The sequence below is a fragment of the Dyella sp. M7H15-1 genome (genome assembly GCF_004114615.1).
GTDB lineage: Bacteria > Pseudomonadota > Gammaproteobacteria > Xanthomonadales > Rhodanobacteraceae > Dyella_B.
The window spans coordinates 977,743-989,362 of sequence record NZ_CP035300.1; the positions used below are offsets into that span (position 1 = coordinate 977,743).

General features: G+C 59.5%; 12 protein-coding genes and 2 pseudogenes. 7 read left to right on the top strand and 7 right to left on the bottom strand.

Going from position 1 to position 11,620, the window contains the following annotated elements; genetic code table 11:
* Nucleotides 1-2: 2 nt before the first annotated feature.
* The 4 genes from EO087_RS04695 to grxD all read right to left on the bottom strand — a co-directional run bounded on the left by EO087_RS04695 (nt 3) and on the right by grxD (nt 3,617).
* Nucleotides 3-1,715 (bottom strand): lysophospholipid acyltransferase family protein, encoded by a 1,713-nt coding sequence (locus EO087_RS04695; protein WP_128897855.1) that lies wholly within the window; start codon nt 1,713-1,715, stop codon nt 3-5.
* A 156-nt stretch (nt 1,716-1,871) separates the two neighbouring features.
* A complete protein-coding gene (locus EO087_RS04700) occupies nt 1,872-2,471 on the bottom strand; it encodes a YhgN family NAAT transporter (protein WP_128899810.1) in 600 nt (199 codons plus the stop codon).
* A gap of 55 nt (nt 2,472-2,526) precedes the next feature.
* A complete protein-coding gene (locus EO087_RS04705) occupies nt 2,527-3,294 on the bottom strand; it encodes an SDR family NAD(P)-dependent oxidoreductase (protein ID WP_128897856.1) in 768 nt (255 codons plus the stop codon).
* Entirely contained in the window at nt 3,291-3,617 is a 327-nt protein-coding gene (grxD, locus tag EO087_RS04710) for a Grx4 family monothiol glutaredoxin (protein WP_128897857.1), read from the bottom strand. Before grxD ends, EO087_RS04705 begins: the two co-directional genes overlap by 4 nt.
* 111 nt (nt 3,618-3,728) lie before the next feature.
* Here grxD and EO087_RS04715 point away from each other — a divergent pair, with 111 nt between their 5' ends.
* Complete coding sequence (locus tag EO087_RS04715; protein ID WP_128897858.1) at nt 3,729-4,310, top strand: Fe-Mn family superoxide dismutase; 582 nt, start codon at nt 3,729-3,731, stop codon at nt 4,308-4,310.
* 151 nt (nt 4,311-4,461) lie between these two features.
* Here the strand turns inward: EO087_RS04715 and EO087_RS04720 are convergent, their stop codons facing one another.
* Nucleotides 4,462-5,619 (bottom strand): 5-(carboxyamino)imidazole ribonucleotide synthase, encoded by a 1,158-nt coding sequence (locus EO087_RS04720; protein ID WP_128897859.1) that lies wholly within the window; start codon nt 5,617-5,619, stop codon nt 4,462-4,464.
* Nucleotides 5,616-6,119, bottom strand: a complete 504-nt coding sequence (purE, locus tag EO087_RS04725; protein WP_128897860.1) for a 5-(carboxyamino)imidazole ribonucleotide mutase — start codon at nt 6,117-6,119, stop codon at nt 5,616-5,618. The genes EO087_RS04720 and purE overlap by 4 nt, the downstream gene beginning before the upstream one ends.
* Before the next feature lie 68 nt (nt 6,120-6,187).
* Here purE and EO087_RS04730 point away from each other — a divergent pair, with 68 nt between their 5' ends.
* From EO087_RS04730 to EO087_RS04745, 4 genes are all read left to right on the top strand, one after another.
* Nucleotides 6,188-6,460, top strand: coding sequence for a Trm112 family protein (locus EO087_RS04730; protein WP_128897861.1), 273 nt, complete (start codon nt 6,188-6,190; stop codon nt 6,458-6,460).
* Between the two features lie 163 nt (nt 6,461-6,623).
* Nucleotides 6,624-8,912 carry a DUF1631 domain-containing protein gene (locus EO087_RS04735; protein ID WP_128897862.1) on the top strand — a complete coding sequence of 763 codons (2,289 nt, stop codon included), beginning with the start codon at nt 6,624-6,626 and terminating at the stop codon, nt 8,910-8,912.
* On the top strand, nt 8,909-9,766 hold the full coding sequence (nadC, locus tag EO087_RS04740) for a carboxylating nicotinate-nucleotide diphosphorylase (protein WP_128897863.1): 858 nt from the start codon (nt 8,909-8,911) through the stop codon (nt 9,764-9,766). Before EO087_RS04735 ends, nadC begins: the two co-directional genes overlap by 4 nt.
* A gap of 37 nt (nt 9,767-9,803) precedes the next feature.
* Nucleotides 9,804-10,220 (top strand): DUF3301 domain-containing protein, encoded by a 417-nt coding sequence (locus EO087_RS04745; RefSeq protein WP_128897864.1) that lies wholly within the window; start codon nt 9,804-9,806, stop codon nt 10,218-10,220.
* 18 nt (nt 10,221-10,238) lie between these two features.
* Here EO087_RS04745 and EO087_RS04750 read toward each other — a convergent pair.
* Nucleotides 10,239-10,386, bottom strand: a pseudogene (locus EO087_RS04750) (IS5/IS1182 family transposase); the annotation flags it as partial.
* A 222-nt stretch (nt 10,387-10,608) separates the two neighbouring features.
* Between EO087_RS04750 and EO087_RS16655 the strand changes: the two are divergent.
* Nucleotides 10,609-10,783 (top strand): annotated as a pseudogene (locus EO087_RS16655) (IS5/IS1182 family transposase); the annotation flags it as partial.
* A gap of 174 nt (nt 10,784-10,957) precedes the next feature.
* Nucleotides 10,958-11,620 carry a class I SAM-dependent methyltransferase gene (locus EO087_RS04755; RefSeq protein ID WP_128897865.1) on the top strand — a complete coding sequence of 221 codons (663 nt, stop codon included), beginning with the start codon at nt 10,958-10,960 and terminating at the stop codon, nt 11,618-11,620.

The following is an 11,620-nucleotide window of genomic DNA, read 5'->3' on the forward strand; positions in this document are numbered from 1 at the left end:
ACTTAAGCACTCTTGCCCAGATAGCGGGTACGCTTGGCCGGCTTGAGATGAGAAAGGTCCAGCATCACTAGGCCGTCAACGCAGCCAGAGAACCCTGGATCCTCACCAAAATCAAGGAATTGCACGCCATCCGGCTCGACCAGATCGACGTACTGGCGATACAGCACCGGTAGGCTGACGCCCAGCGCATCCAGATGGTTCCGGAGCCATCCCAGGCCACTGGCAGGATCCAAACCTTCTAATTCGCGACGCACGCCTTCGAGTACATCCGACGACACCTTGAAAGGCTGACGCGCCGAAGCCAGTCCCGGCACACCGAAATAATGCTGATGCGCCGCGGCAATCCACTCGCGGGCCTGAAGTGGCAGGCTCACCGACATACTGACCGGGCCGAACAGGTAACGCAGGTCCGGATGGCGCTGCAGGTACAGACCAATGCCTTGCCACAGGTGATCAAGCGCGCGCGAGCGCCAGTAAGCCGGAGCGATAAAGCTGCGACCTAGCTCAAGCCCCTGCGCCAGTCGCGATTCCAGGGCTGGCGAATAATTGAACAGGCTGGCAGTGTAGAGACCGCCCATGCCACGCTCGTTGATCAGTCGACCGCCGTGCCCCAGGCGATACGAGCCAACGATGCGCAGGGCTTTCGGATCCCACAACACCAAGTGCTCGTAGTGCGCGTCGTAGGCATCCAGGTCGCGGCGAGTATTGGTGCCCTCGCCAACCTTGCGAAAGGTAAGTTCGCGCAGGCGGCCGATTTCGCGCAACGCGGCACCATCGGTCGATCCATGCAGCACCAGCAGTTGTTTGCCATCGGGCAAATCGGTGAGCTTTTCGCACTGGGCCAGTTCCATCGCCACGCGTTCGACCGGCTCCGGATGCGCCAGCGGCACTTGGCCACCGAAGATCAGGCCGCGACGGCGTCCAAGGCGGTACACATGACGACGCATCAGGTTCGCCGCACGCTGGGACGAACCCGCGCTGAGCTTTTCCAGTTCCTCGGCACTGACCAGCGCACCCACGCTGAAACCAATCCGGCTTACGTTGGTCGCCACGGCTTCACGAGGCAACATAGCGGTGCTGAGCGGTTTGGCCAGCATCGACAAACCATAGAACATCGCCGAATTGCGGGCGGCAACGTGGATAGGCAGCACTGGCACCTTGCTACGCATGGCCAGACGGGCGAAACCATCCGTCCAACGCCCATCGCGCACACCCGACGGGCCCATGCGTGACACTTCGCCCGCAGGGAAAACAATCAGCGCTTCGCCACGTTCCAGTGCACGATAAACATTACGCAGGCGCGACGCCGCACCACCACCAAAAACATCCACCGGTAACAGCAACGGCCCCAGTTGCGGGACGGCAGCCAACCAATCGTTGCCCATAATGCGTACATCCTGGCGCACCGAGCCAACCAATTGCAGCAATGCCATCGCATCGAGCATGCCGAGTGGATGGTTAGCGACAATCAGTACGCCGCCTTCGACGGGAATATTTTCCCGCTCGCGCTGCAGCACGTGATAGCTGCACCCTAGTAAATCGAGCACCTTCTCGACGAAGTCGAAGCCCAACGTGTCAGCAAGCCGATCAAGAACGCGATTGAAACCCGCTTCGTCGGCAAGCCGACCGAGCATGCCGGCAACAGGCCGACGGATCATCGGATGCTGCGCAAGCCACGGCAGACGTTCGGTAAGGGTCTGTTCAATGCGAAGCATGACCGCCTCCCTTGGTTTTGATGCATGTTGCCGATCAAGTGTGACAACTGCGCGAAATTACGCAGGCAAACTTGTCCCTATCGCGAGAATACACGATGGGATACGGGCGATTTCTTAAGCGCTTGTTCAAGCCAGTGGGCGCACAAAATGTTGGCTTCAAACCGTCAGATGCAAATACGCCGCGATACCGCCCAGGAACATTTGCACCGACAATGCAATCAACAGCATACCCATCACCCGCTCCAGTGCTGTGAGCACACTTTCACCGAGCCAACGGAACAGGTAGGTGGAGCTAAGCAGGATCACCACCGTCGCCAGCCACGCGCACAGCAAGGCGATGGCCCAGTCCGCGGTGCGACCCGGCTGGGTATTGGTCAGCAACAATAGGGCCGCCATCGCGGAAGGACCGGCCACACCGGGAATCGCCATTGGCACGATAAAAGGCTCGCCCTCGCCGGAACCGCCAAAAATGCCACCGCCATCGGCCGGCGGAAATACCATGCGAATGCCGATGAGAAACAGCACGATGCCGCCCGCGATGCTAATCGATTCCTGTCGCAACTGCAGCAGCCTGAGGATTAACTGACCGCCCATCAGAAATACCAGCAGTACAGCTAATGCAATCAGCAGCTCACGCACCATCACCGCGCGGCGACGCTTGGGCGCCACACTCTTGAGCAGACTCAGGAAGATCGGAATATTGCCGAGCGGATCCATGATCAGGAACAGTAGGATCGCTGCCGACAACGTCGTCATCTGCGTTTCCATGGTTCCTCTCCCCGCACCCGATTCACGATTCCCACTGCCATCATCATGCCACGCGCAAATCGAGCACTGCACCGCGCGCAACGGCAGCCTGCTCGCTCAAGAGATAAATCACCGCTTCGGCCGTGGCGTCTGGCAGCGGATGCTGCAGGGTGTCCTCACCGAAATACGCCGCGCGGCGCAAGATGGTACGCATCGGTGCCGGCAGCACGGCATGCACGCGCAACGCACCCGTGTCGTGCTCTTCGTGCAGAATAGCAACGAAGCGCTCCAAGGCAGCCTTTGACACGCCATAAGCACCCCAATGCGCACGCTGCACCAGTTCGGGATTGTCGAGTACGAACACGGCCGCGCTATCCGGCGCACTCGTCAGCAGCGGTAAGCAAGCCTGCGTGAGTGCAAATGGCGCCGAAACATTGACGTGCAAGGCGCGCAGCCAGGCATCGGGCTTGTACATCGATATCGGCGTTAGGCCCGCGAAGCTTGCCGCGGCATGCACGATGCCATCCAATCGACAAAGATCGCGCTGCAAACCCTCGGTCAATGCTTCGTAATCGCGCGGTGTGGCCGACTCCATATCCAGCGGATGAATCACCGGCTCTGGCAAACCTTCATTGACCATCGCATCGTAAAGCTGCTCAAGCCGACGCTTGCGCTTGCCAGTGATCACCACCGTCGCACCCGCTCGTGCGGCGGCGCGCGCCACTGCGCTACCCAGGCCACCGTAGGCACCGGTGACCAGTACCACACGTTCCTCCAGCACCTTGCTGGAAGGTGTCCAGGTTTCAGGCAGACGCTGTAGCGGAAGGCTCATGCGTGACTTTCTCCCGCAACATCATGGGCCATGCGCGCCAATTCACCGGAGGCCTTCAAATCTTCCACGATATCGCAACCACCGATCAACTCACCCTGGATGAAAAGCTGCGGAAAAGTCGGCCAATTGGCGTAGTGTGGCAATGCGGCACGGATTTCCGGATCAGCCAGCACGTTCACGACATGGAACATGGCATGGGCATCCTTCAGCGCCTGTGCGGCGCGCTTGGAGAAGCCGCACATCGGAAACTCTGGCGTGCCCTTCATGAAGAGCACGATCGGGTACTCGGCGAGCACCACCTTGATTCGCTCGTTGATGTCCATAACTTCCGATTCATCACTACAATGCAACAAGATAAATAGTGTACCAGCCGCCCCGGCGTCCCATCCGGGGCTCTGAAACCACTTTCCTCAGCCAACGCCCAGGAGTGACCCATGGCGATCGAACTTCCTCCACTGCCCTATGAAAAGAACGCACTGGAGCCGGACATTTCAGCCGAGACGCTGGAGTTCCACTACGGCAAGCACCACCAGTCCTATGTGACCAACCTGAATAACCTTATCAAGGGCACCGAGTTCGAAAGCGCCGCGCTGGAAGACATTATCAAGAAGTCATCCGGCGGCGTGTTCAACAATGCGGCGCAGATCTGGAACCACACCTTCTATTGGCACTCGATGCGCAAACCGCTCGAGAGCAACGCCCCCACCGGCAAGCTGGCCGACGAGATCAACAAAGCCTTTGGTTCTTTCGACAAGTTCAAGGAAGAGTTCACCAAGTCCGCTGTCGGCAACTTCGGTTCTGGCTGGACTTGGCTGGTACAGCGTCCGGATGGTTTGCTAGGCATCGTGAACACCTCCAACGCCGCCACGCCGATCACCGGCAGCGACAAGCCACTGTTCACCATCGACGTGTGGGAACATGCTTATTACATCGACTACCGCAATGCGCGTCCGAAGTACGTGGAGTCGTTCTGGAACCTGGTGAACTGGGACTTCGCGGCGAAGAATTTCGCCTGATCCCCACTTTTCCTCCTCTCCCCGCTGGGGAGAGGATTGCGTTGAGAGGACAACTTCGCGAGAAACTCTATTCGAAGTTCGCTCCGATATAAATAAGCGCAAGGCAAGATTGTCCCCTCATCCCAGCCCTTTCCCTAAAGGGAACAGGGCATCATTTCACAAGTACACGCATCGCAGGTGCCACTTGCTCTTCGCGCTTCAACACACGTGCGATGTCATCGATACGCATAGCGAGCATCCCAGCATCTTTCGCACACACCGTGGCATGGCCCACCTTGCGCCCGGGCCGCGGCTGTTTGCCGTAATCGTGCCAGTGCCCATCGATGGCACGCAGGACCGACGTTGCATCGGGCAACTCGCCAATCCAGTTGAACATCGCCGAGAAGCCGTGGGCCGAGGTATCGCCCAATGGCAAACCCAGCACCGCGCGCACGTGATTCTCGAACTGGCTGGCAACAGCTCCTTCGATGGTCCAGTGGCCGGAGTTGTGCACACGCGGCGCCATCTCATTGCCTAGCAGCTCGCCATCTTTAACGAACAGTTCCAGCGCAAATACACCGACATAACCCAAGCGCTCGGCAAGAATGCGCGCCAATTCGGCGGCGCGCTCCTGCAAGGTATCGACATCCGGTGCCGGCGCAAGACTGAGACTGAGCACGCCGTCGGTATGCCAGTTCTGCGTCAGCGGCCAAATACGGAAATCACCAGCGCGCGTGCGCACCGCCAATACGGACAGCTCGCGCTCGAACGGCACAAACGCTTCCAGAATCAAACCATGCACAGCGGCCTGCGCACCCAGCGCAGCCCACGCCACATCGGCATTCGACAACTGCTTGATACGGAACTGCCCCTTGCCGTCGTAACCAAGGCGACGGGTTTTGAGAATGGCCGGCGCACCGATCGCGGCCAAGGCCCGATCCAGATCTTCGCGGGTATCGACCGCCTGGAAGGCGGGTGTTTGCAAACCACATTCGCGGAACAGGGTTTTCTCGGCCAGACGATCCTGCGCCACCGCCAAGGCACGCGGATCGGGGAACACCGCCACGCGCTCGACCAACCAATGCGCGGTTTCAGCCGGCACATTTTCGAAATCGAAGGTGATCACATCGACCGCGGCGGCAAATTTTTCCAGCGCGGCGTAATCAGTCCAATCGGCCAGACACAAGGGAGCCACCTGACCGGCACAGGCGTCGGCCGCGCTGTCCACCACCAGGGTTTTCACACCTAGCGGCGCCGCAGCGAGCGCTAGCATGCGGGCCAGTTGGCCACCACCGAGGATGCCCAGAACAGGTTGCTTACGTACGATCACGCGCGGGGATCCGAGTTGTCCAGAACGGCCTGAGTCTGACGGGAACGATAGATATCCACGGCCTTTGCCAGCACCGGATCGTGCAACGCAAGCACTGCGGCCGCGAGCAGGCCCGCATTGACTGCACCCGCGCGACCGATCGCCAGGGTGCCCACCGGAATGCCGGCCGGCATCTGCGCGATGGAAAGCAGGGAGTCCATGCCCTGAAGGGCCTTGGACTGCACCGGAACGCCAAGCACTGGCAAGCGGGTCTTGGCAGCCAGCATGCCCGGCAGATGGGCTGCGCCACCGGCGCCAGCAATGATGACCTGGATACCGCGACCAACGGCCTCTTCGGCGTACTGGAACAGCAAGTCCGGCGTGCGGTGTGCGGAAACCACCCGTACCTCGTGGGGCACGCCCAGTTCCTGTAGCACTTCGGCCGCATGCGTCATGGTTTCCCAATCCGAACGCGATCCCATCACCACACCAACTTTCGGTGCTGCCGTTGTTACCGTCATGGCTTCGGTCGTCCAAAAGGGTATATTGTACGTGCTTCCCCACATGGCAACGATACCTGCCCTACCCCATGGACAAGCGCCTGCTCGACATTCTCTGTTGCCCGGTGAGCAAAACCCCGGTGCGTCTGCTCAACAGCAGCGAACTCCATGCCTTGAACAAGGCGATCGATGCCGGCCAGGTGGTCACTGTGGCAGATGTTGCAGTGCAGGGTCGGCTGAGCGAAGGATTGATCACCATGGACCGCAAGGTGGTCTACCGGGTCGAGGATGGCATCCCTGTGATGTTACCCGAAGAGGGCATTGGCACCACCCAGCTCAACGATTTCCCGGCCGCAGTCTGAAAGCAGCCCGACTCCAGAACCTGTTAGGTTTCTATCGATCCTAACGGCAAAATGAAAATTCATGACGGTCTGCATGGCGGGAAATCCCGTTTTCACTTATGTTCGACAAACCAGCCAGAAGACCGTCGCGACTAGCCATTTGGCCAACCACAGGGGTGTGGTGATGAATCCAGCTAACGAGCCATCGAACATCATTAATCTGAGCGACCGACTGGATCCCTCCAGCGGCCGTGGAGGAGACCTGTTGAATGCCGTCCGCCATATCGCCACGCGCCGCCTGCAGCAATATGTCGGCAACATGTTCGAGCATGTGGACGACACCCTGTTCGATCTGGCTGAAAAAGCCGAGAACAATGCCGCGCAGATGCATTACTTCGACGGCATGCGCGAGGTGCGCAAGCGCCGCCCAGTCATTGAACGCCATTTTCTGGCCCAGGTATCGCACGAGCTGAGCGATTTCGTCAGCGGGCACCGCTACCCCCCAAGCAGCACGCCCGCCCCGTTGGCCGGTTCGATCGAATTGTCATTGGTCGCCGACAACGAGCTGGAAGAATCGCTGGCCATCACCAGCATGATTGGCAAAAACGAAACCCGTCTCACCCGCGATCTGTTCGCGGTAAACCAGCGACTGTCGGTGATCTGCGGTGGCGCGAAGATCGAGGATGCCACCAACCCGATCGGCCCCGCCCTGCTGGCCCAGGCATTCCGCCAGTCGATGCGCGAACTCAGCGCCGACATGCGTGTCAAGTTGATCATCTACAAGTTGTTCGATCGCTATGTCATGGCCGCGCTGGACGAGCTGTACCAGGAGACCAGCGGCGAACTGATGCGTGCTGGCGTATTGCCGCAATTGCGTCACGAAGTGGTGCGCCCAGGCGGTTCCGCGAGTGGTGCCGGCGCAGCAGCCGGAGCCGCTGACGACAACGGAGCTCCGATCGCTGCGGATGACAGTGAGGCATCTGCCGAACTGCTACAGACACTGCGTACCCTGTTCGGTGCGCGGCGCGCACATCCGAATGTGCCGCTGTCGGCCATCACCCAGGGACCGTTGCCGACCGCTAACGAGTTGATCGGCGCACTCAGCGTGCTGCAAAGCCAGGCCGCCACCGTGCCGCTGGCCCCGTTGTCCATGGGCACCAGCATGCTGGATCTCACCCAGCAGGTGCTGCAGCTCAAGGAGCAGCTCCTGTCGCAACTTAGCTCCCTACGAGGCCAACGCCCCGGCCAGGTCGCGACGATGGACGAAGACACCATCGACCTGGTTGGCATGCTGTTCGAGTTCATTCTCGAAGACCGCAACCTGCCGCCGCAGATGCAGGTGATGCTGGCGCGTCTGCAGATTCCTTATCTCAAAGCCGCCATCCTCGACCGCAAGCTGTTTGCGCATCGCCAGCATCCGGCGCGTCGCCTACTGGATGGCCTGGCCGAAGCGGCCAAGAGCTGGTCGGAAGAATCCGACCGCGATGGCCGGCTGCACGACACCATCAAGGCCATCGTCGAACGCCTGCTACAGGAGTTCGACGATGACATGACCATCTTCGATCGCTTGTACGCCGAGCTACAGCAATTCCAGGAAGCCAATCGTCGCCGCGCCGAACTGACCGAGCAACGCGTGGCCGAATCCACCCGCGGTCGCGAAAAGCTCGAGCAGGCGCGTCGTCGCGCCGCACGCGAAATTCTCAGCCGTGTCGGCGATCACGTGTTGCCACCGCTGATCCATGGGGTGCTGTCGCGCGCCTGGGCGAATTACATGGTGCTCACCATCTTGCGCAGGGGTGAAGAATCTTCCGAACTCCGCGAAGCACTGCGTTTTGTCGATGCCTTTATCGCCAGCACCAAGTCGGTGCGCACGCCCGAAGCCAAGCGCGACCTGCGCCAGTTGCTGCCGGGCATAGAGCAAGCGCTGCGCAAAGGCTTGGCCAACGTGGCTTTCCAGGACGCCGATATCGAGCGTCTGCTTAGCCAGTTGCACACCTACTATCGCCAGCAGTTGGGCGAAGTGGCGCCAGTTACCAAACAGCCGCAGACAGCCGAAGCCACGCTGTCGCCGCTGCCGATTCCGGAAAGCATCCAGCCGCTGGCCGAAAGCATGGCCGACCTGGAAGACGATCCAGCCAATGCCGAACCCGAAGCTGCGGCGATCGCGCCGGAAGTGCGTGAAGAACTCGAACGCATCAACGCGCTCAAACCCGGCAGCTGGCTGGAATTCAATAGCGAAGGCGACCACTTCGAACGCGCCAAGCTGTCGTGGATCAGCCCGATGAGCGGCCGCTACCTGTTTGTCAATCGGCGCGGCCTCAAGGTGGCGGATTATTCGCCGTACGAACTCGCCACAGTGATGGTCGATGGTCACGCCCGCATCCTTGCATCGAACGCGCTGTTCGATCGTGCGATGGATGCTATCGTTGATCGACTGAGCCATGAAGACGCTCGCCCCAACGATACCGAATGAGTACTGCGCTTCGCTTCACTCCGCCAGACCAAGCCGTTATCCATGCCGATGTGGAACGTGCCTTTGCCGAGGATCTTGGCAAAGGCGACGCCACTGCTAGCCTGTTGTCCGCCGATGCCAAGGCCACTGCGCAACTCATCTGTCGCGAAGACGCGGTGATCGCAGGCATTCCGTGGTTCAACGCTGCCGTTCGCAAGCTCGATCCAGAAGCGCGGATCGACTGGAACGTCAGCGACGGCGACCGCGCTACACCGGGCACGGTGATCTGCGAAGTACACGGCAACGCACGCGCACTGCTGAGCGCCGAACGCACTTCGCTCAACTTCCTGCAATTGCTATCTGGCACCGCCACCCACACCGCCGCCCACGTGGCTGCCGTGGCCGGCACCAAGGTATGCGTGCTCGACACCCGCAAAACCATACCCGGCCTGCGTCTGGCGCAGAAATATGCGGTGCTTTGCGGTGGCGGTCATAACCATCGCATCGGTCTGTACGACGCGATCCTGGTAAAAGAAAACCACATCATTGCTGCCGGCAGCATTGCCGCCGCCGTTAAGGCAGCCCGCAAACTTCACCCCTCTCTGTTGTTGGAAGTGGAAGTGGAAAACCTCAACGAGCTGCAGCAGGCACTGGATGCCGGCGTGGACCGCATCATGCTGGACAACTTCACCTTGCCACTGATTCGCGAAGCCGTAACACAGACAGCAGGACGCGTACCGCTGGAGATTTCCGGCAACGTCGATCTCAACACCATTGGCGACTACGCCCGTACTGGTGTCGATTACATCTCGGTCGGGGCATTGACCAAGCACGTGCGGGCCATCGATCTTTCGTTGCGATTGAAAGTTCACTGATCTTGCAGCCACGCCGAGTCGCCCACACACTCCATGTATGGGCGACTTCGCTACCCTCTTCCTATTGTTCGTTCTTGTCACCATTATTGGGACATGGCTGCGGCTTAGCCGTGCCCGGGACCAGGCGATCCATGAAGCACGCTCACGCTGCCAGCAGCACGGCTTGCAATTGCTGGACGAAACCGTAGGGCTAAGCGGATGGCGTTGGCGTCGCTTTGGTGACCAGCACGTGGTGGAGCGGCGCTACAGTTTCGAGGTAAGCATCGATGGTGACGACCGGAAAGCCGGTCATCTGTGGATGATGGGCAATACGCTTACAGCGCTGATTTTGCCCACCCTCGAGTTGTATACACCCGAACCAACCGAACACACCGCTGAACAGAAACAGGCTGCCACCGGCGGAAACGTGCTGCCGTTTCGACCTCGAAGCTGCGATCGCGATATACGTCACTGACCACGCATTTTCGGTCGCCCGTGGCGCTTCCCGATGGTAGTTTTGGCGCAGCCTCAGGCCCGTGTCGGTCGGCCGCTTTCACCAGATGTTCCCGGCACCGCTCCAGAAGACGCGAGTCCGCCGGGTGCGCCACGGCCTTCTCCATCATCGTGGTATCCACGATCACTCCCAAAGCAAGCGTGCATGCGGGTTACGAGTCGGGAGCTCACGGAATCAGGTTGACATTACACCGCTAGGCGGCGTAGTGTTTCTTTACATAAATTTTCGACAAGTCGTCCGGGAAGCGACCTTGTGATCCTAAAGCTAAGACTGCTCTGATTTATTCACCACCCTTTTTTTCTGGCGTCTTAATGCCGTCACCCAAATCTACCTCGTTACGAAGCAAACCATGTTCGCCTCACTGGTCTACAGCACCAAGAAGCGGCAGACGCGCCGCGAGAAGTTTCTAGAGCAGGTGGTGCCCTAAAAGTGTTAGAGAAGCTGATCGAGCTGAACTACCCGAGAGAAGGACGCCGAGGTTGCTACCGATGCCGCTAGACACCATGGTGCGCTTTCACTTCCTTTAGCAGCACACTTCCAGGCCACTTTATTATTTCCGATAGATTGTCGTGGGCGAATACATAGATATCTACCGGCGTGCCCTTTACTACGACATCGTGTTCCAACGCGATGTCAGCGGCGAAGTGCAGTTCCTCACTGATCTCTATTCCTGCCAAAACGGTCGGCCGTTGCGCAGCATGGTCGATATCGCTTGCGGGCCCGGCTACCACGCCAAGGCGTTCGCGGCGCGCGGTATTCAGGCCTATGCACTCGATCTGCAGCCGGAGATGATCGAATTCGCCCGAGGGCTCGAGCCGCAAACGAACGGGCTTATCGATTATTTCGCGTGCGATATGCGTGACTTCACGTTGCCTGCGCCGGTCGATCTCGCGCTCAACAGCTTCGACAGCATTGACTGCCTGGAGACGCAAGAGCAGATCATCAATCACTTCCGCACGGTAGCAACCAACCTGACGCCGGGCGGCCTCTACGTCATCGAGCTCACCCATCCGCGTGATTGCTCGATGTGGGATTACGGCAATTTCCAATACAAGGGTGAACGTGACGGCGTCCGCGTGGTGATCGATTGGGCGGTCAACAAGCCAAGCGCCGATCCATTGACTCAAGTTGTCGAATGCGAGGTAGTGATGACGGTCAATGAGTATGGCGAGCGCAAGGTTTTTCGCGAGCAGGCCCGCGAGCGCTTTACCACGTTCCAGGAGTTTTCCGCACTCGCCAAGCTGTCGGGAGCCATGAGCTTGCTCGACTGCTATGGTGATTACCGGCTCGACCAGCCTTTCGACAATAGTCACGACGCGCGGCGCATGGTCATCGTGCTGCAAGCAAACAAGACGTCATAG